The sequence below is a fragment of the Thainema salinarum CENA647 genome (assembly GCF_057732415.1).
Genome location: NZ_JBYJZJ010000022.1, coordinates 1,587,003 through 1,605,895, shown reverse-complemented (window position 1 = coordinate 1,605,895; position 18,893 = coordinate 1,587,003). Strand labels below are relative to the sequence as shown.

The window sequence follows — 18,893 nt, the reverse complement described above, 5'->3', positions numbered from 1 at the left end:
ACCTAATATTGGGTAACCTAAGCTTGCTTTAAGCGAGTTTGCAACCGCCAAGTAGCGGATTCCTCTAGTTGAGGTTGCCGACATTTCTTGCAATTACAACTCTGGCAGGTGCCATTTGCTGCTGTGGTCTTAAAGCTGAGATGACCTTAATCCAGGCCGACCCCATTCCCATGTCTACCCCTCATGAACAGCATCACGAGGTTGATTTTACAGTTGCGATTCCAACCTATAACGGCGCACAGCGCCTACCCGCCGTGTTGGAAAAACTGCGATCGCAGCAGGGCATCGAACATCTGCATTGGGAACTGTTGGTCGTTGACAACAACAGCACTGACGATACTGCCGCCGTTGTTCAGAAGTACCAGCCTCAGCTCACGCCCAACTGCACCGTTCGCTACATCTGTGAAACCTGTCAGGGCGCGGCCTACGCCCGTAAAACCGCCGTCCAAAACGCCCACAGCGAACTGATCGGCTTTTTGGACGACGACAATCATCCCGACCCGCATTGGATTGCCGCTGCCTACACCTTTGCTCAGCAGCATCCCCAGGTGGGAGCCTATGGTAGCCACATCGACGGTAATTACGAAATTCCTCCGCCACCAGAATTTGGTCGGATTCAGCCGTTTCTGGCGATTACCAACTTAGGCACCGAACCCCGTCCCTATTGGCGGCATCAGCGATTGCTGCCGCCGTCGGCAGGACTCGTGGTGCGGAAACAGGCTTGGCTGGAATCGACTCCCAAGCGAGCCGTTTTGACTGGGCGCACCAAAACCAGCATGTTAACAGGCGAAGACCTGGAGGTTTTGGCCCATTTCCAGTGCCACAACTGGGAAGTTTGGCACAATCCAGCGATGAAAATTGTGCATCAGATTCCCCGCTGGCGACTGAATCGGCAGTATTTGATCCCCTTTATGCGCGGCACGGGACTGAGCCGACATGTAACGCGCATGCTCAGCATTCCCGTATGGCAGCGGCCCGTATTTGTCCTACTGTTTTGGCTGAGCGATTTACAAAAATTAATTTGGCATCTGCTGTGCTATCGGCGACGTTCATTCACTGACCTTGTGGCTGCTTGTGAGACTCAATTCTTAATCGCCTGCTTGATGAGTCCCTGGTACATTTGGGGCAAACTGGTGCTAAGACGACAGAATTAAGTGCTAGCTCAGTACCCAACCTAAGTGAATGACCCTAGATTTCACGATCGCCATTCCGACCTATAACGGTGGCGATCGCATTCCGGCCCTGTTAGAAAAATTGCGATCGCAAACCCAGGTGGATCAGCTTGCCTGGGAAATTTTGATCGTCGATAACAATAGTTCGGATAACACGCGCCAGATTGTCGAGCAGTACCAGGCAGACGCAACGTTTCCAGTGCCGATTCGCTATGCTTTTGAACCGCAACAGGGAGCCGCCTATGCGCGCCTTACGGCAATTGGTGCGGCGAATGGCGAGTGGATTGGCTTTCTGGACGACGATAACTGGCCGGAACCAAATTGGCTGAGCGTTGCTGCTCAGTTTCGCCATCATCGTCCTCGGCTCGGCGCATTTAGTGGTCGGATTCGTCTCGCGACGGATGCCTCAGTGCCGTCTGACTTTAATCGGATTGCCATTTACCTAGCGATTCGTGATCACGGTCATCAGCCTTGTGCCTTTGATCCAGATAACCTGCTGCTGCCGCCAGCGGCCTCGCTAGTAATTCGTAAACAAGCCTGGATTGAGAGCGTTCCTAAACTGCCGACGCTGAGCGGCAAGCGGCCTGGTTTCTTTGTTCAAGGGGATGACTATGAGCCGCTGCTCTATTTGCACAAAGCCGGCTGGGAAATTTGGTACACGCCCGATTTACAAACTCATCACCAGCTATCGGCCCAGCGATTTGAGCGCGATTACTTGATTCGTCTAGCCTATGCCTGCGGCTTAGCGACCTGCCAACTGCGACTGGTCACTGCCACTGCGGCTCAAGCACCCAAAATCATGCTGCGAACCGTGCTGGGTGGTTTGAAGCGATCGCTGCTGCTGCTGCTGACTCATCGCTACCAGACCTATCAAGATATTGCTCTGCGCACAGAACTGGCGTTTCACTGGGGAAGCGTGATCAGCCCGTGGATTTGCTGGCGGTTGCGGAAGCCCTGATGCCATGCGGATTGTTGCCTTTACGACGGAATTAGATGTCTCACGCGGTGGCAAGCAGCGGTCGATGCTCGATGTCTGTCGCAGCCTGTGCGATCGCAACCACACCATTGACCTGCTGTTCTTGAAAGATGGCGATCTGCGCCAGTCCTACGCTGCATTTTGTCGTCGGCTGATTCAGGTGCAGGCTCATGATATTAACAAGGGCAAGGGCTGGCAGTCGGTTCTACAGTTTGGCCAGAGCCTGCGCCAGACGATGAAAGCTCTCCAGCAGGGCAGAACAGATGCAGACCCTACTGTGCTGTATATCGACGATCACATGCTCAGTCTGTTTGCGTATGGTCTGGGGCGATGGGGAAACTGGCCCGTGGTATTTCACATTCGGCAGCCCGTCGTACAGCCAATGCCCTACCAGTATGGCTGGCCGATGCGCCGCTTCCAGCAATACATCACCGTATCCCAGCAGATGAAGCAGGACTGGAGCCAGGCTGGTTTAGACTGCGATCGCATCCAAGTCATCCACAATGGCATTGATGTGAAGCGGTTTACTCCTGGTGATCCGGCTCAAATCCAACAGCAAGCTGAGCTATCTCCCCAGACGCGCATCATTACCTACCTGGGTCGCCTCGATCCGGGCAAAGGGCTGGAGACGCTCATCGAAGCTGTGGCCAAAGTCGTTCAAGCGCAACCGGATCGCGTTCTCAAGCTTTGGATTATTGGTCGGCCCGTTCTGCACCCCTCGCCCGCAGCCGCAGCCGCATATGTTGAATCGCTGCAAGTACTAGCCGATCGTTTAGGACTCGCGTCAGTTGTAAAATTTCGTCCGTTTGAGTCTCAGCCATTGACGATTTATCAGCAGAGCGACCTAACGGTTTTACCTAGCACCTACGCCGAACCCTTTGGTCGGACATTAATCGAGTCAATGGCCTGCGGCACCCCAGCCCTAGGTAGCCATGTCGGCGGCATTCCTGAAATTCTGACTGGCGAATTTGCAGCCGGACTGTTTCCTCCCGGCGATGCGGCAGCACTAGCACAGCGAATCATCAACTGGCTGGACTGGCGAGATCACGACCCAACCCTGTGCGATCGCACTCGTCAACACGTTGCCCACCACTTCAGCCTCAATCAAACAGTCAGTCAAATCGAAGCACTCCTCCTTAAGCAACTTTATCGCAGAGAAATAATATTGCCCTGATAGGAGTACTATCGTCCTGTTAGAGCCTCTCACTGCCTGAAGATTAATCCCAGTCCCTAATCCTCCATTCTTAATTTTCCATTCTTAATTCTCAGCACCCAGCATCCAATACCTAGCACCCAACACCCAACACCCCACCCATCGAATTAACCCAGAAACCCACCATGGCGGCTCCTAAGTTCTCAATCATCATGCCCACCTACAATCGGCGACGCTGCTTGCCGACTGCGATCGCAAGTGTCCTTAAGCAAACCGTGCAGGACTACGAGCTGCTGATTGCCGATGATTGCTCAACCGATGGCACGGTGGAATGGCTACATGACACCTATCCTGCCGCGCAATATCCCCAACTTCAGGTGATTGCCTTATCGCACAATCGGGGGGCTGCTGGGGCGCGTAATGTTGCGATCGCGCAGGCGCAAGGAGACTGGGTTGCGTTTTTGGATTCTGACGATCAGTGGTTGCCCGGTTTTCTGGAAGCCCATGCAAACGCACTGGCTGCTCATCCCGATGCCGCGCTGAGTGCCTGTGATGTTATGAATCAAATTGGTGCAAATCAAAGTGGTGAAGCTGGAGTGGAACAGGTGGTCGTATCGTCAAAAGTGTGGCCGATGTATACCGATGCGACGCAGCATATGCTGATGAGTCCGCTGATTTGGACAATGTCGTTGGTTGTCGCACGGCGTCGCTGTCTGCTCCAAACCGGGCTGTTGAACGAAGCGCTCAAAATTTGCCACGATCGCGAGCTGTATTTGCGCCTGCTGGCCTATGGCGACTACGTGCATGTCCCAGAAGCGCTCGTGATCCGAGTCCAAGAAGCGGATGGGCTGACCCAAAACATTCGGCTCTATGCCAAAGAAGTTATTCAATCGGTTGACAGTTTTCTCGACACGCCAGAAGGAAAACCCTATCGGCATCTGCGCCACACCGCCAAAAGCCGCTGGTCAATGAATATTGCCCGTAAACTACGGGAAGCAAATTGCCAGCCGCTGTTTGCTTATTATTTACTGGTGCAGGCATTCTTCTTTTCCCCAGCGTTAGTGTGGAAAGCAGTTCGACGGCGACTGTAACGTATGAGAGTTAGCGCTCGTGTTGGCTCTCACATAGATTCATATCGATACTAGAAGGTGGGCCATGCTCACCCACGAAAGGCACTTATGGCAAACGGATCTGAGTCATCAATTCAAAAACGGCTGTTTCTTGTCGGCTGTCCCCGCTCGGGTACGACACTGCTCCAGAGCCTGCTGGCCAGCCATTCTCAAGTGCAGTCGTTTCCAGAATCGCAATTTTTTCTCTATTTGTTCAGTGCCGACAAGGCGCAGCAGTTTACTGATTGGCCGTTTGAAACAGCGTTGACTCGTCCCCTGTTTAAGCTGGCAGCACGAAAGTTAATCTTTGGCATGGCGTTAGCCCGATTGAGATCGCACCTGCGCCAGTTTCTCCAGGACATCAACCAGCCTGATCTAGAGCAGGAGTTGCCCAAAGCTGCGATCGCAACTAAACGGCAGTATACGCAGGCCTTTTTTCATGTCCTCGATCAAGTTGCCCAGCGGCAGCAGCAGCCAATTTGGCTAGAGAAAACACCTCAGCATTTGTACTATCTTGACTACATCGTGCAGCAGGTGCCGGATGCACAGTTTATTCACCTTGTGCGCAACGGTACCGATGTAGTGGCATCGCTGTATGACGTGCGCCAGCGCTATCCTGATCAGTGGCCGGACGAACCTGCCGATGTTAAGCTCTGTACGGCTCGCTGGCTACGCGATCTCCGCATTAGTCTGCGGTATCAGGGGCGACCTAATCACCACTTTGTTCGCTATGAAGACTTAGTTGCGAACCCCGCCCAAGCTCTAGAAACCCTCTGTCAGCGTATCGGTATAGTCTATGAATCGACCATGCTAGATGGTTATCGTGAAACGGCTCAGCAGGTTAGGCTTAGCTCTGAACGTTGGAAAACTAGTGTACATCAGCCGATTCAAAACCAGAATTCCACCAAGTTTACCCAGCTATTTAACGCCGATCAGCGAGCTTACATTGAAAATCAAGTCGCCAAAATCGATTTCACGCCGTTTATATCCCAGTAATCTCATCCCAAATCCGACTAGAAGAACCCGAGTCATCTTTTTCAAAATGCTTCGACCTCTCAAAATACATTTGACAAAGCATTAGTCCAAAGCCCAATGAATGGCAAGTGCGAAATGGGGATCGTCTGCTATTCTAGGAGCGCAGTGGTGCAATATGGGTATAAAGATGAACGTTGAGTTTTAAGTTATGTCATGGTGCTCAGGTGCGATCGCATCGCTTAAATCAACCATTGGCATAACTGCAATGCTTTAGAATACACGGTTTAGCCCCTTAACCATTCAGCCTCTGTGACATCCCCGCACTCCGTCAATCCGTCTTCCTATCCATCTCGACGCCGAGTTCGTCGCCGCCAGCAGCGCCAGCTAGAGCGTCGTCGGTTTTTGACGGGCAGTCTCATTTTGGTGGTAGGTGGTCTGTTGGCATTTCTCTACACATCCCCTCCTTCACCCGAAGCTCTCAAATCCAAAGCCGTCCAGCGCTTCTTTACAGCTAATCCGGTTTCGCGTCCTTTACCGCTCGCCATGCAGGGGGGAGATCCTTACATCCGGGCGTTGATGCGGACGATTTCGGCCAGCGAATCGAACAGCGATCAGCCCTATGCCATGCTGTACGGGGGCGATCTGATTCAAAACTTTAATCACCATCCCGATCGCTGCTTAACGATTGCAGTGGGGCCAAACATCGGCAACTGCACCACAGCGGCAGGACGCTATCAGTTTTTAACCACCACTTGGAAAGAAAAGGCTGAGCTGTATCATCCCCAACCCCCCGCCTGGTATACCCCTTGGAGCACCTACAGTTTCGAACCGGAATACCAAGACCAGGTCGTCTATGCGTGGCTCAGCGACCCCTACGCCTGGGGCGGCTATGACATTTCGGCCCTGCTGCAACAGGGAGAGATTTATCAGGTGCTGGAACTGCTCTCCGGCACTTGGACGAGCTTGGGCTATGGCATCGAAAGCAATTCGATGACGAGTGCGCTGCCGGATATTTATTGGGATGTTTTGCAAGAAGAACTCGCGCTAGCGGGCTATACACCGTAAACCGCAGGTTGGGGTGCCATTGTTGAAAGCCAAACGACAAAGGCCGTACCGGGATACTCTGGTGTTGTCGAGGCTGCAAGTTGACGGAAGCGCTGGGATTGAATTGGGCAAGCCGATAAGGGACTATAAACCTGGATCACGCCCTGCATTTGCTCAATCAGCTCATGCGCGATCGCAAGTCCTAACCCTGTGCCGGGGATATCCGTTTGGGTTTGAACCCCTCGATAATGCCGTTCAAACACATGCTCTAGATCCGAAACGGGAATTCCTGGCCCCGTATCGGCAATGAGGATGGCCTGCTGCTGTTGCTGGAGCTGATCGGCAATGTGCGTTGCGTCGTCATCAGCTGGCTTTGTCATGGATGAAATGGCTGACAGCGGCGGAATTTGGATCAAGATGGCCGCATCTGGTGTCGCATACTTCAGTGCATTGTCGAGAATGTTGCCTAGAATTTCCCGCAGTGCTTTGGCATCCGCCCAGACAACGGGATCGGTATTGGGCAATTCTGTCCAGAAGTCTAGATTGCGTTCTTGTGCGATCGCAGATCCAGTCACCAGCAGCGGATCGATGACATCCATCAACGAGCACAGGCTGGGATGTAGGCGAGAGGGACTGGGCGGCAATAAATGAAGCGAAGCCAATGGTGGCTGATCTGGTGCAGCGGCTCGCTCTGGAGAAGCAGTGTTGGATGCCGCCGAGACCCATGCCGCTGAGTCCGCAGCGGGCAGGGCAGAGGTTTGGTTCCGCCGAGGTAGATTTTGTTTCAGCCAGTCTTCATGCTCTTGATCGACGACCTGGCGAAATTCTTCAAACAAATCCCTGAGGTGATCGCTTTCCCGCACGATCCCTTCAGCGACGGAATGATTGGCATCATCCGCTTGCATCCGCCTGAGCAAGAGCTTGCCAAACGTCCGAATAGCTGTCAGCGGATTGCGGAACTGATGTAGAAAATCGTGGGCAACTTCATGTTGTTGCACCTCGCGCTGGTATTGAACCTGGCTGTAGTCCTGCATCCAGTGTTCCTGCCGATCCATAATGCAGGCAATAGCCAGCGTATCGGCAATGTGATTGAGCTGTTTCTTTTCGGATGCGCTCCAGGTTTGCTCCGGGCGAGCAGCGACCAAAATACCCATCACTAACTCATCATGAATCAGCGGAATGACCACCTGATTAATCAGCGGCAGCGGACAGCTATCGGCTTCGACCCTAGCTTCAACGGTGGATTCAAAGTCAGCATCTGAGGTCGCAAATGAGTCGGCAAATGGATTAACCGTTCTTGGCCCCTCAGCAGTTTCAGACTGAGCTGAGTAGGATGACCGGCGCTGATCGCGAGTTTCCGCCTCAGGCGCAAGTTCTGTGATGCGCTCTGTCGTGCGATCGCGTCTGGGAAACTCCTCTACCTGCTTTGCTGTTGCCGATTCTGCTAGATAGCCATAGCTGGGTAGTGGCTGATTCGCCGCATCCGGTAGCTGGGGAGTAAATAACGATTCATTGTGCGATCGCAATGTTTGCAGTGCGTCCGCTGGATAGCTAGCCACGGGCGTCAGTTCCATGTCCTGACCCGTGGCGGTTTCTTCTGCCAAATAAACAGCGCTAGCCGCCGCTCCCAGGCCATCGACTAGGAGATTCAACTGAGCTTGGCATAAGGCAACAAAATTGGCGCTAGCTGGCATGTATAGATGAGGACAGAGCAGTCAATAAGATGGACAGTTTGGGTAATTTCAAGTGTATCTTCCAAGCCCAATCCCTGCACCCGAAAAAACTGATCCCACGCTCATATAACGCCAAATGCGGCGAATCCTGCCATTAATACCAGTGAGACGGTGCCCGACCATAGGTAACGGTCAGGTTACGCATGCGATCGCGCAGTTCTTCAGTCAAATCTTCAGCTCGATAGCGCCAAGACCAGTTGCCTTCTGCGCGGCCAGGGGTATTCATGCGGGCTTCTGAACCCAATCCCAGTAAATCCTGGAGCGGCACAATGGCATAATCGGCAATTGAACTAAAAGCCAGTCGAATCAAATCCCATTGAATTCCTTCTGGACTGATTGCGCCCAAATAGGCCAGAGCACCGCCTTTTTCATGCTCAGACAGTTTTTCCCACCAACCTACAGTTGTGTCGTTATCGTGGGTGCCGGTGTAGACCATACAGTTGCGGACGTAGTTGAACGGGAGGTATGGATTTCCTGGGCCAGAGCCAAAGGCAAAATGGAGAATTTTCATGCCTGGGAAGTCAAACATATCCCGCAGTTCTTCTACCTCTGGCGTAATCAATCCCAAATCCTCTGCCAGAATGGGTAGGCTGTGCAACTCGGCTCGCACCGCCTTGAAGAACTCTTTTCCAGGGGATTTGACCCATTCACCGTTGATAGCCGTGTCTTCACCGCCCGGAACAGCCCAATAGGCTTCAAAGCCTCGGAAATGATCAATCCGAATTAGGTCAACATAGTCGAGCATCGCATGGAGCCGCTGGAGCCACCAGCGAAAATCTCGCTCTCGTAATGCATCCCAGTCGTAGACCGGATTACCCCACAGTTGGCCCGTTTCACTGAAGTAATCGGGTGGAACACCGGCAATCTTGGACGGCTGTAGCGTTTCTGGGTCAAGCAAGAAGTTGTGCGGAAATGCCCAAACATCAACGCTGTCATGAGCCACATAGAACGGCATATCGCCAATGATGGCAATACCACGCTCATTAGCATAGGTTTTGAGGTTAACCCATTGGCGGAAGAATTCAAACTGGAGAAACTTATGGTACAGGATTTCACCGGATAGCTTTTTCTGCCATTGCTGCATGACCTCCGGATCGCGGCGGGCTAAACCCTCTCCCCATTCATACCAACTGCTGCCATTGTGCGCTTGCTTGAGCGCCATGTAAAACGCATATTCATTCAGCCAGAAGTCGTGGTCTTCACAAAATTTGGCGAAGGCTTGGTGCGCTTCTGGATTGGGTTGATGCTTGAATCGCTCAGCCGCTTTCTCAAGCAGAGTCATTTTGTAGCGAATCGCTTTATCGTAATCTACATGGTCAGTCGGAAACCCTGGCACATCGGTCAAATCATCATGATTTAACAAGCCATGTCCAATCAGCACATCTGGGCTAATCAAGACTGGATTTCCCGCCATTGAGGAGTATGACAAATAAGGCGAGTTCCCGTATCCGGTCGGACCCAGTGGCAGAACTTGCCAAAGCTGCTGTCCAGTTTCCGCTAAGAAATCAACGAAGCGATAGGCGGCTTCCCCTAGGTCACCAATGCCAAATCGGCTGGGAAAGGAGGTGGGGTGTAGTAGAACTCCGCAAGAACGAGAAAGATCCATAAAAAGACAAACTAGTGAACAGCAATCAGTTGGGTAAAGCCTTAAGTTGCCTAGACTCTATCACGATCAGTCTAGAAGTAAAGTTGCGATGGGATCATCTTTGGCAGAAGGTTCTCAACAACTTGTTCGATAAGCTTAATGAGACGCCAACTTTAGTGTTTTTTCCAAATTCATCGCGTTTATGACTCATCGAAATCCCAGTCCAACCGTTGATATCATCATCGAACTTGTGGATCGGCCTCATCGTCCGATTGTCTTAATTGAGCGCAAAAATCCACCCTATGGATGGGCAATTCCGGGTGGTTTTGTAGACTATGGGGAATCGATGGAAACCGCAGCGAGCCGCGAAGCTCAAGAAGAGACAGGACTAGATGTCAACTTGGTTGAGCAGTTTCACGTTTATTCTGATCCCGACCGTGATCCGCGTCAGCACACGATCAGTCTAGTCTTCATCGCCACGGCCACGGGTACTCCTCAAGCCGCAGATGACGCTAAGCACCTGGAGGTATTTGATATGTGGCAAATTCCTCAGAATCTTTGTTTTGATCACGACCAAGTGTTGCGGGATTATTTGACCTATCGGAGTTATGGGTTGCGTCCGCGCCTGTAAACTGAGCGGTTCTAGACGCTCGGCTCTTGTCAACGTAAGATTTACACTAGACTTTATTGGAAATAAAGTTTTTGGGGTTGAAAATTGTTTTGTAGCGCGGCTCCGCCGCGCTACAAAACAATTTTCAATAAAGTCTACTGGTTACGTGATTTAGCGATGCACGAGTAATTTGGGTGAGGACTAGATTAATGTCACGTCATGTCATTCGAACCGATCAGGCTCCGGTTCCGGTGGGACCATACAATCAAGCGATCGCAGCTTCCGGTCAGATGCTGTTTGTGGCAGGGCAGATTCCCTTAGATCCAGTGACGAACACAATTGTGGGCGAAGGGGATATTCAGCAGCAAACGCAACAAGCGATCGCAAATTTGACTGCCATCCTAAAAGCAGCCGGAGCGAGTCTAAACGACGTGGTGAAAACCAGCGTGTTCTTGAAGGACATGAACGATTTTGCGGCGATGAATGCCGTCTATGCCGAGCATTTTGGTGATGAGCAAGCTCCCGCCCGCGCTTGTGTTGAGGTGGCGCGTTTGCCCAAAGATGTTCTGGTCGAAATTGAATGCATTGCCGTAATTTCTAATTAACATTTCTGTTGCCAATCCAGATTCCGTAGGGGCGAATAGCCATTCGTCCCTACAGTGGTGTGTACAAAACCCTAGATTTGGTGACATTTGGGCGTGATTTTGGCCCCATCACCCGAATAGGTACTTGACGGCAGGATTTTCCCCTGTTAGCGTTGACAAATAGAAATCCATTCACAACACGCGACCGGAACTCCCGGCAGCTTCAAGCCATGCTATACAGCTCTAGCTTTTATTTTTGGTTTATCAAGGTTCACTGGAAGTGAATCCACGTTGTGATGGAAACTTTCAGTGAACCGCAGACAAGGCTCTGCGGTTTTTTTATTGTCCATTTCACTCGTTATTTAATCGTCATTCCATTGTCAATCCTCACCCTCAACCTACCCGTTATGATTGCCAGCGCTCGATGGTTTTATAGCTTTTACTTTTTTACCGGCCAATCCTCCGGGTAAGTTGATGGTGCGACAATTCTCGACCTCTGCCCGGTGCCCCCCAAGGTAGCGGGCTTTTTAATTGCTTAAGCGTTCAAGTACTGCTCAAAAATCACCCAAGTATCAGGAAACTAGGAGAAACATCATGGTTCACGCCGAACTCGCCTCTAAAGCCCACGCCGATCACGAAACAGTCGTCACGCTGCCCGGTGCCACGATTGGCGGTCAGGATTTGTTCATTGTCGGTGGCCCCTGTACCGTTGAAAATCTGGAGCAAATGGAAGCGGTCGCCCATCATCTAACCGGATCGGTGCAGGCACTGCGGGGTGGTGCGTTCAAACCGCGCACGTCGCCCTACGCTTTCCAGGGACTGGGGCAAACGGGACTCGACATTTTGGCTCAGGTCAGCCAAACCTACAGTCTACCCGTGATCACAGAAGTAATGGCGATTTCTCAAATTGATGCGATCGCAGATAGGGCGGACATGCTGCAAATCGGTAGCCGCAATATGCAGAATTTCGATTTGCTAAAAGCGGTCGGTCAAGCAAACAAGCCCGTTTTGCTGAAGCGGGGACTGGCTGCCACGATTGAAGAATTCGTGATGGCGGCAGAATATATCCTCAGCCACGGCAACAGCCAGGTTGTGCTGTGTGAGCGGGGCATTCGCAGCTTCGACTCATTCACTCGTAACGTGCTGGATTTAGGCGCAGTGGTGGCGCTGAAGCAGTTAACACACTTGCCCGTACTGGTTGATCCCAGCCATGCGGCAGGCAAGCGGGAGTTAGTAGCGGGTTTGTCACGAGCTGCGATCGCAGCTGGAGCAGATGGTTTACTAATTGAATGTCATCCGGAACCCGAGAAGTCCGTTTCCGATGCGCGGCAGGCGCTATCGCTAGACGAGATGGTGGAGTTGGTGCAGAGTTTGGTCCCCGTGGCTCAGGCAGTGGGACGACGGGTGCCGATTCATGCGGTGCCGCAGCGGCAGTTATCGAAGGTGAGTTAGAATGCCAATTTTGCAGCTCCAGAATATTCAGCAGCGGTTTGGTGATTTTCAAGCGCTATCGGATATTAATTTAACGATCCAGCCGGGAGAGCGAGTTGCGTTGGTTGGTTCTAGTGGGGCGGGAAAAAGTACGTTGCTGAGCTTGATGAACGGTTCGCTGTATCCTACTGCGGGCGAAGTGTGGGCGTTTGGTCAGGCGTTTTCGGTGGCGACTGGACAGCAGCGGCGACGGCTGCAGCGGCAGATTGGCACGATTTATCAACAGCATCATCTGGTGCCGAATCTGCGGGTGATCCACAACGTCAACGCTGGAAATTTGGGCCGCTGGTCGATTGGGCAGGCGGCCTGGTCGCTGATTCGACCGTTAAATGTGAAAACTGCCAGTCACGCACTGGCCCAGGTGGGCATTCCGGAAAAGCTCTATGCTCGTACGGATCAGCTTTCCGGTGGTCAGCAGCAGCGGGTGGCGCTGGCGCGAGTACTCGTCCAAGATCCGGCAATTATTTTGGCCGATGAGCCGATCGCCAGTCTTGACCCAGAGCGATCGCGGGATCTGATGGATTTGCTGCGTCATCTGTGCGAAACCACAAATAAAACGCTGGTTATCAGCCTGCACGACATTGAATTTGCCTTTAGCCACTGCCAGCGGATGGTTGGTCTTCGGCAAGGCGAAATTGTCTTTGATGCGCCATCTCAGTCGGTGTCCTCGGAGATGATTCAGGCGCTATATCAGTTGGTGTAAAACATCAGTTGGTGTAAAACTCGAACGAGGTATGTAGTGGTGTAACCTTCTCCCGTCAGGGAATCCACGAGTCTTGGATCTCAACTTGTTCATCACCAAAGGTGACGGTGACATCATGAGTAAGCTCATAGCCTTCAGGCGTTTTAGACACAACGCTATAGGTAAACTGCTGGGTAAAGGGCTCGAGATCAACAAACTTAAACGCCAACGTATCCAAATTCATCCGGTCTTGGTACAGCGCGATCGCACGTTCAGCCCAGGCCGTTGAATAGGTCGCTTGAGGCGTAGACAAGGCGGCTGCAAGTTGTTCCGCATTCTGGTTCTGGAGCGCTCCGACAAAGCTGGACATCCGCGCTTTTGCCATCCCTGAATAATCCAGAAACTCATCCGATACCTGAATCTGATCGGCTTGCTGAATAACGGTAATCTCTTTGGTCAGGCCAGCTTCACTGATTAGTTCATAACGCGATGTGCTATCCGCTCCAGTTGCGGCAGCGGCATCAGCGGCATCAATGGGTTGAAACCCAACTAGGCGACTGTTGAGAAAGTAGGTTTGGTAATCTGCGATCGCAGCTTCCGCTGCTTGAATCGGATCATCGCTACTTTTTGCCATATATTTAGCCAAAGTAGCTGCATCGCCGTGGTTGATGGCATCCATCACCACATTTACCACCCCGTTCGGCGTGTTATCGAATACTTGGGCTGAAACTTCTGGAAAAGACGAATCGGCTGATTCTTCCTCTTCTGGCTTTTCATTGTTGGCAAACGTCAACTCAGCAATTGACGTAACCAGCTCATTTCCCGAGATGTCCTGACAACCTGATAGAGCCGTGCTGACAGTTCCTACAACAGTCAAAGCAAGCAGCCACTTTAGGTAATACATGTTTAGTGTCCGTCCTGTTACTGAGATCTGAAATCCAGTCCAGTTCAAGACTTTAGGTAAACGCACAACTCTGCTGTTTGCCTCTTTGGCCCGCTATTGCAGCAATTGGCTTGAACTGACTATCTGCGATCGATGCACCTGCGGATACTCTTAAACAAACGGAAAACAGGTTTGTTGAGCTTATTGGGAGTCCGTTGTGAGAATAAAGCCCCAAATAAGGAACTCGACGTTTTCAATCATAATGACTTAATCGTAGGAAGATATAGTTCCTACGATATGCCTCTTGAGATATATACTCTCTATTCTTTTTTGCTTGGCGGGATGATTTTGTTAGATGATGTTGACAAACTCTGCGTTTGGTCTACCAAGTTGGATTTACCAGGTTGGATCAACAAATAGGTCGATCGTAATTCGCGATCGACCCTCTGGCACTGCTGTAATGCAGGAGCAAACATCTTCGCCATTCATCTCAACTTCGCAAGCGTGACAGGAACCCATCAAGCAGCCAGTCGGGATTGAGATGCCAGCCCGTTCTGCAACCTGGAGCAGGGGTTCACCTGCCTCCGCTTCAACAGTGACATCATCCGGTAAAAAATGAACTTGAATCGCCATTCAACCTGAGCTTGCTGTTTACGTTGACCCTATACCTACTTACGCGCGCACAAATCCCTTACCGCGATTAGCGCTGGATACTTTGCAGACACAGTCCTCTAACTGCCGCTTTAGCTGGTCATGATCGAGGTTTTGACCGATGAGGACAAGTTGATTGCTAGGAGTGCGATCGCCCCATTCATCATCATCCAAGGAGAAGCGCTTGCCGCTGAGGTGGAAGATATGACGCTTAGGACTTTCATCAAACCAGAGAATCCCCTTGGCCCGGAATACCGTGGACGGCAACTGGTTATCCAGAAAATGCTGGAACTTCCGAATCGCTAGCGGCTTATCGGTCTGGAAAGACACCGATGTGAATCCGTCCTGCTCTAGGTGATTCGAGTGGTGATGGTGATGTTCGTGATCATGATCGTGGCCGCAATCATGGTGATCATGGTCGTGATGATCATGCGCGTGGGCATCGTCAGCATGAGCTGAATGATCGTGATCGTGGCCGTGCTCGTGATCATGATGCTCGTGATCATGCGCGTCGGCTGAGTCCGCGCCGAAGTATTTGTCTGACTCGAACAGGCCAACGCTGAGAATCAGCGGTAGGGGCACTTGTGACTGAGAGGTGCGAATGATCCGGGCATCGGGCTTCATGTCGCGGAGTCGAGTTTCCAGCAGATCGGCATCGGCTTCGTCTACCAGATCAACTTTATTCAGCAGCAGGATATCGCCGTAAGCGATTTGGTTTTGGGCGGCCTGACTATTGAATAAGTCAATGCTGAAGTTTTCGGCATCAACGACAGTGACGATGGAATCGAGTCGAGTCAGATCGCGCAGCTCTGTACCTAAGAATGTGAGCGCAATCGGCAGCGGATCGGCAATCCCCGTCGTTTCAACTACTAGATAATCAATTTGATCTTGCCGCTCTAAGATTTTGTATACCGCTTCCATCAGGTCGTTATTGATGGTGCAGCAAATGCAGCCGTTGCTCAGTTCCACCATGTCATCGTTGGTTTTAATGAGCAGGTCATTATCAATGCCGATTTCACCAAACTCGTTGACCAGAACGGCGGTTTTCAAGCCTTCTTGATTGGTCAGAATATGATTCAGCAGGGTTGTTTTGCCGCTGCCGAGAAATCCAGTGATGATAGTAACGGGTAAACCCCGCTTAGATTCATCCATGTTAGGCGTGGACTGAGAAGTAACGGCTGATGTCATAGGGCAATGGTCAAAAACGTCTGCAATTGAGCCGCTAGCAGAGCGGACTAGTGATTTCTATTCTAGCGATTCTGGATCTAGTCTCTTGATTAATTCCGAAGAAATTTGCGATCTTGTAGGGCGGGATGCAAGGTGCTAAGGATTGTGGATTAAATAGCCTGTAAACCTTTCGATCTGTAGGGACACGGCATTGCCGTGTCCCTACCCCAAAGATTTCCACCTTATTAAATTCACACTCCTAAGTACTGGGTGCTGGATACGAGGTACTGGGTGCTGGGGCTGATGGAAATGGAATTGGTCTTACGTCTCACGCTGCACGCCTCACGCTTCGTCTCACTTTTGGGTGCTGCATGTGTAACCGATTAGGGTGGGGCAATTGGGTATGAGGTGACGAGGACTTCGCGGATTTTGCCGCGGCGGCGGGCGTTGGAGTTGATCATGCGGGCGGCCCAGATGGTGTGGATTTCGAAGCCCTGATATAAATCGCGAATAAAGTCGCAGTCAGAGTTGGAGAGCATGACCTGGACGCCGCGCTGGGCGAGTTCGGCGAAGACATCGCGCAGGCGAATTTGTTCTTCAACGTGGAATGAGTAGCGACTGTAGGAGGTGAAGCGGCTGGTGGTGCTGATGGGGTGATAAGGCGGATCAAAATAGACAAAATCGGTGGCGGACTGGGCGCGATCGCAAACTGCTTCAAATGACTGTTCCTGAATCTCAGTTCGCTGCAGGGCCTGAGAAGCTGCACGGAGTAAGGTCGGATTGCAGATGGTGGGATTTTTGTAGCGACCGATAGGGACGTTAAATTCGCCTCTGGAATTTTCCCGATACAAACCGTTGAAGCAGGTTTTGTTGAGGTAAAGCAGACGAGCGGCTTGGTCGATATCGGAGCCGCTGTGTTGCGATCGCACTTGATAATAGTGTTCTTTACTATGCTGCTGTTGATGCTCGGCGAGGCGTTCAATCACAGCCTCTACCTGATCGCGGATGCAGCGGTAGACGTTGACCAAGGCGGGATTAACGTCGCTGAGAATGGCCTGGGGTGGATGGAGATGAAAAAATACGGCTCCCCCACCCAAGAATGGCTCGTGATATGTGGTGTAGTCCGTCGGGAAAAACGCTTCGTACTGCGGCAGTAGGCGACCTTTGCCGCCAGCCCACTTCAGAAAGGGCTGGGGCGGAATTGTAGAAACCGTTGGGGTGGGAGAGGTAGAGAGAGCCAAAATAGTGGAGATTTAGGGTGCGATCGCGCTATTTAATCCATTATTTCAGACAACAGTACAACGGTATTGATCGCTGCGAACATTGTCACATCCGTTTGCATTTGGGGATGTAGCCGCAACCGATCAGTGTGAGATCAGTGTGAGAAGTCGCCATTTAATGATGCTGATCGCGGTGGAAGCGGAGAGAGTGGGGGACTTCCAGTCCGTGAGTTTCCATTAATTCTTCGTTACTCATAATCTCGTCAGTTTCGCCTTCGGTGATGATGCGGCCTTCGTCGAGGACGATAATGCGATCGCAAACCTCGCGTACCAGTTCGAGATCGTGAGAGGAAACCAGCAGCGTTTCTTCGGAATTTTGCAAAAACTGAATCAGGCGGCGGCGGGCGCGAATATCCAGATTGGCGCTGGGTTCGTCGTAGATTACCAGTTGCGGCTGCATGGCCAGGACACTGGCAATGGCCACCATGCGGCGCTGTCCACCAGATAGGTGATGCGGTGGACGATCCGCAAGTTCAAGCAGTCCCGTTAGCGTCAGAGCGCGATGAACTCTCGCTTCAATGTCCGGTTCTGACAGTCCCATATTCATCGGGCCAAAGGCAATATCGTCTCGTACCGACAGCGAAAAAAGCTGATCGGCAGGATTTTGAAACACCAATCCCAGTTCAGGCCGAAATTCGTTGGGGCGCACGGGTCGATCAAACAGCATAATCTCACCGCTACTCGGTTCCAATACGCCGCACATGGACAAAAACAGCGTTGTTTTGCCCGCACCATTTGGCCCGACAATGCCCACACGTTCGCCTGCTTTTATGTAGAGACTAACGTTCTGCAAAACGTTGGGACAATCGGGATAGGAATAGCACAAGCCGCTGATTTGCATCACGCTTTGTGTCGTGGTCTGAGGCGAAGTTTGAACCTGAAATTGCATAGCAGGGAGATCCAAGAGGACGTAATAATTAGTAGTAGCGAAAATTTGAGTGCTTAATGCCTACCTTAAGAGAGTATTCAGGGTTATTTCGTTATAAAAGCGTAAATCTAAAGTATTAAATCCAAAATCCAAAATCCAAAATTACTTAAAGAAATAGCTCTGCACTAATAAAGCCAACTGCGATCGCACAAATTCCCACCAGCGCCATCCAATCCTGGGTTTGGGCCGACTGCTCAACCCGCGCCATCTGCGGTTGCCCGTAGCCCCGCAGCGTCATCGCTTTATAGACTTGTTCGGACTGTTCATAGCTGCGAATCAGTAAGCTGCCGATTAGAGAAGCCAGCATTTTTAGATTGCGGAAACTAAAGCGATGGGCCTGAAATCCCCGTAATCTCATCGCTGTCCGCATCGTGCCAAGATAGTCGCCAATTTCGTAAATATAGCGGTAGGACAGCAGCACCATATCGGCGAGAAGAGAGGGAAGACCGAGCGATCGCATTGCGCGAATGTTGCGGATAAAGGGCACGGTGCCAAACAGAATAATACCGATGGTCAAAATGCACAGAAACCGCGTGGCAATCAGAATCAGCGACAGAACCCCCTCTTCGCGAATAGCTAGCGGGCCAAGCTGAACTAAGACGGTATCCCCTGCGAAGAACGGCAGCATGATGGCGATGCCCAACAGAAAAAAGCCCGGTAGCTTCAGCCGCTCAATCAAAAACGATCCCGGCAAACGCGACAGCCAATATAGAAACCCCGTCACAATCAGCATGGCTGGCAATAGCCACAGATTCTGGACACTCGAAAAAGCGATAATCAGAGCCGCTAAGCCAATTAGCTTATATCGCGGTTCCCAACGGTGCAGCGGCGAATCGAGGTGGGCATAGTCGTCTAAACGCAGTCTCATTG

At 51.5% G+C, this 18,893-nt stretch carries 18 protein-coding genes; 10 read left to right on the top strand and 8 right to left on the bottom strand.

Annotated features, from left to right (window positions below):
* Window positions 1-140 precede the first annotated feature (140 nt).
* The 6 genes from hpsE (AC286M_RS13885) (at window position 141) to AC286M_RS13860 (ending at window position 6,450) form a co-directional block, all read left to right on the top strand.
* Window positions 141-1,154 carry a hormogonium polysaccharide biosynthesis glycosyltransferase HpsE gene (hpsE, locus tag AC286M_RS13885; protein ID WP_488204955.1) on the top strand — a complete coding sequence of 338 codons (1,014 nt, stop codon included), beginning with the start codon at window positions 141-143 and terminating at the stop codon, window positions 1,152-1,154.
* A gap of 28 nt (window positions 1,155-1,182) precedes the next feature.
* Window positions 1,183-2,130 carry a hormogonium polysaccharide biosynthesis glycosyltransferase HpsE gene (gene hpsE / locus AC286M_RS13880; RefSeq protein ID WP_488204954.1) on the top strand — a complete coding sequence of 316 codons (948 nt, stop codon included), beginning with the start codon at window positions 1,183-1,185 and terminating at the stop codon, window positions 2,128-2,130.
* A 4-nt stretch (window positions 2,131-2,134) separates the two neighbouring features.
* Window positions 2,135-3,322, top strand: a complete 1,188-nt coding sequence (locus AC286M_RS13875) for a glycosyltransferase family 4 protein (RefSeq protein WP_488204953.1) — start codon at window positions 2,135-2,137, stop codon at window positions 3,320-3,322.
* Between the two features lie 164 nt (window positions 3,323-3,486).
* Entirely contained in the window at window positions 3,487-4,392 is a 906-nt protein-coding gene (locus AC286M_RS13870) for a glycosyltransferase family 2 protein (RefSeq protein WP_488204952.1), read from the top strand.
* Window positions 4,393-4,479: 87 nt separating this feature from the next.
* Window positions 4,480-5,406, top strand: a complete 927-nt coding sequence (locus tag AC286M_RS13865; RefSeq protein WP_488204951.1) for a sulfotransferase family protein — start codon at window positions 4,480-4,482, stop codon at window positions 5,404-5,406.
* A 288-nt stretch (window positions 5,407-5,694) separates the two neighbouring features.
* Window positions 5,695-6,450 carry a glycoside hydrolase family 24 protein gene (locus AC286M_RS13860; protein WP_488204950.1) on the top strand — a complete coding sequence of 252 codons (756 nt, stop codon included), beginning with the start codon at window positions 5,695-5,697 and terminating at the stop codon, window positions 6,448-6,450.
* Here AC286M_RS13860 and AC286M_RS13855 read toward each other — a convergent pair.
* Together AC286M_RS13855 and malQ are read right to left on the bottom strand one after the other, a co-directional pair.
* Window positions 6,438-8,123, bottom strand: coding sequence for a GAF domain-containing sensor histidine kinase (locus AC286M_RS13855; protein ID WP_488204949.1), 1,686 nt, complete (start codon window positions 8,121-8,123; stop codon window positions 6,438-6,440). The genes AC286M_RS13860 and AC286M_RS13855 overlap by 13 nt on opposite strands.
* Before the next feature lie 133 nt (window positions 8,124-8,256).
* A complete protein-coding gene (gene malQ / locus AC286M_RS13850; RefSeq protein ID WP_488204948.1) occupies window positions 8,257-9,768 on the bottom strand; it encodes a 4-alpha-glucanotransferase in 1,512 nt (503 codons plus the stop codon).
* 181 nt (window positions 9,769-9,949) lie between these two features.
* Here malQ and AC286M_RS13845 point away from each other — a divergent pair, with 181 nt between their 5' ends.
* The 4 genes from AC286M_RS13845 (at window position 9,950) to AC286M_RS13830 (ending at window position 13,135) form a co-directional block, all read left to right on the top strand.
* Entirely contained in the window at window positions 9,950-10,378 is a 429-nt protein-coding gene (locus AC286M_RS13845; protein WP_488204947.1) for an NUDIX domain-containing protein, read from the top strand.
* Between the two features lie 188 nt (window positions 10,379-10,566).
* Window positions 10,567-10,962, top strand: a complete 396-nt coding sequence (locus tag AC286M_RS13840; protein WP_488204946.1) for a Rid family detoxifying hydrolase — start codon at window positions 10,567-10,569, stop codon at window positions 10,960-10,962.
* Window positions 10,963-11,472: 510 nt separating this feature from the next.
* On the top strand, window positions 11,473-12,393 hold the full coding sequence (gene aroF, locus AC286M_RS13835) for a 3-deoxy-7-phosphoheptulonate synthase (RefSeq protein ID WP_488204945.1): 921 nt from the start codon (window positions 11,473-11,475) through the stop codon (window positions 12,391-12,393).
* 1 nt (window position 12,394) lies between these two features.
* Complete coding sequence (locus AC286M_RS13830; RefSeq protein ID WP_488204944.1) at window positions 12,395-13,135, top strand: phosphonate ABC transporter ATP-binding protein; 741 nt, start codon at window positions 12,395-12,397, stop codon at window positions 13,133-13,135.
* Window positions 13,136-13,190: 55 nt separating this feature from the next.
* Here AC286M_RS13830 and AC286M_RS13825 read toward each other — a convergent pair whose 3' ends face one another.
* The 6 genes from AC286M_RS13825 to cbiQ all read right to left on the bottom strand — a co-directional run bounded on the left by AC286M_RS13825 (window position 13,191) and on the right by cbiQ (window position 18,891).
* Complete coding sequence (locus AC286M_RS13825; protein WP_488204943.1) at window positions 13,191-14,018, bottom strand: hypothetical protein; 828 nt, start codon at window positions 14,016-14,018, stop codon at window positions 13,191-13,193.
* Between the two features lie 375 nt (window positions 14,019-14,393).
* Window positions 14,394-14,630 carry a 2Fe-2S iron-sulfur cluster-binding protein gene (locus AC286M_RS13820; RefSeq protein ID WP_488204942.1) on the bottom strand — a complete coding sequence of 79 codons (237 nt, stop codon included), beginning with the start codon at window positions 14,628-14,630 and terminating at the stop codon, window positions 14,394-14,396.
* A 39-nt stretch (window positions 14,631-14,669) separates the two neighbouring features.
* Complete coding sequence (locus AC286M_RS13815) at window positions 14,670-15,836, bottom strand: CobW family GTP-binding protein (protein WP_488204941.1); 1,167 nt, start codon at window positions 15,834-15,836, stop codon at window positions 14,670-14,672.
* A 362-nt stretch (window positions 15,837-16,198) separates the two neighbouring features.
* Entirely contained in the window at window positions 16,199-17,056 is an 858-nt protein-coding gene (locus AC286M_RS13810; protein ID WP_488204940.1) for a DNA adenine methylase, read from the bottom strand.
* Between the two features lie 154 nt (window positions 17,057-17,210).
* Window positions 17,211-17,984 (bottom strand): energy-coupling factor ABC transporter ATP-binding protein, encoded by a 774-nt coding sequence (locus AC286M_RS13805; protein WP_488204939.1) that lies wholly within the window; start codon window positions 17,982-17,984, stop codon window positions 17,211-17,213.
* 145 nt (window positions 17,985-18,129) lie between these two features.
* A complete protein-coding gene (gene cbiQ / locus AC286M_RS13800; RefSeq protein ID WP_488204938.1) occupies window positions 18,130-18,891 on the bottom strand; it encodes a cobalt ECF transporter T component CbiQ in 762 nt (253 codons plus the stop codon).
* Between the last annotated feature and the right edge of the window lie 2 nt (window positions 18,892-18,893).

What these genes read in the sequence shown, in the direction of transcription:
- AC286M_RS13830 (WP_488204944.1), top strand. Translation starts at nt 12,395, where the DNA reads ATGCCAATTTTGCAGCTCCAGAATATTCAGCAGCGGTTTGGTGATTTT.
- cbiQ (WP_488204938.1), bottom strand. Translation starts at nt 18,891, where the DNA reads ATGAGACTGCGTTTAGACGACTATGCCCACCTCGATTCGCCGCTGCAC.
- malQ (WP_488204948.1), bottom strand. Translation starts at nt 9,768, where the DNA reads ATGGATCTTTCTCGTTCTTGCGGAGTTCTACTACACCCCACCTCCTTT.
- AC286M_RS13815 (WP_488204941.1), bottom strand. Translation starts at nt 15,836, where the DNA reads ATGACATCAGCCGTTACTTCTCAGTCCACGCCTAACATGGATGAATCT.
- AC286M_RS13875 (WP_488204953.1), top strand. Translation starts at nt 2,135, where the DNA reads ATGCGGATTGTTGCCTTTACGACGGAATTAGATGTCTCACGCGGTGGC.
- AC286M_RS13870 (WP_488204952.1), top strand. Translation starts at nt 3,487, where the DNA reads ATGGCGGCTCCTAAGTTCTCAATCATCATGCCCACCTACAATCGGCGA.
- AC286M_RS13855 (WP_488204949.1), bottom strand. Translation starts at nt 8,123, where the DNA reads ATGCCAGCTAGCGCCAATTTTGTTGCCTTATGCCAAGCTCAGTTGAAT.
- AC286M_RS13845 (WP_488204947.1), top strand. Translation starts at nt 9,950, where the DNA reads ATGACTCATCGAAATCCCAGTCCAACCGTTGATATCATCATCGAACTT.
- AC286M_RS13805 (WP_488204939.1), bottom strand. Translation starts at nt 17,984, where the DNA reads ATGCAATTTCAGGTTCAAACTTCGCCTCAGACCACGACACAAAGCGTG.
- AC286M_RS13840 (WP_488204946.1), top strand. Translation starts at nt 10,567, where the DNA reads ATGTCACGTCATGTCATTCGAACCGATCAGGCTCCGGTTCCGGTGGGA.
- AC286M_RS13825 (WP_488204943.1), bottom strand. Translation starts at nt 14,018, where the DNA reads ATGTATTACCTAAAGTGGCTGCTTGCTTTGACTGTTGTAGGAACTGTC.
- AC286M_RS13865 (WP_488204951.1), top strand. Translation starts at nt 4,480, where the DNA reads ATGGCAAACGGATCTGAGTCATCAATTCAAAAACGGCTGTTTCTTGTC.
- AC286M_RS13820 (WP_488204942.1), bottom strand. Translation starts at nt 14,630, where the DNA reads ATGGCGATTCAAGTTCATTTTTTACCGGATGATGTCACTGTTGAAGCG.
- hpsE (WP_488204954.1), top strand. Translation starts at nt 1,183, where the DNA reads ATGACCCTAGATTTCACGATCGCCATTCCGACCTATAACGGTGGCGAT.
- hpsE (WP_488204955.1), top strand. Translation starts at nt 141, where the DNA reads ATGACCTTAATCCAGGCCGACCCCATTCCCATGTCTACCCCTCATGAA.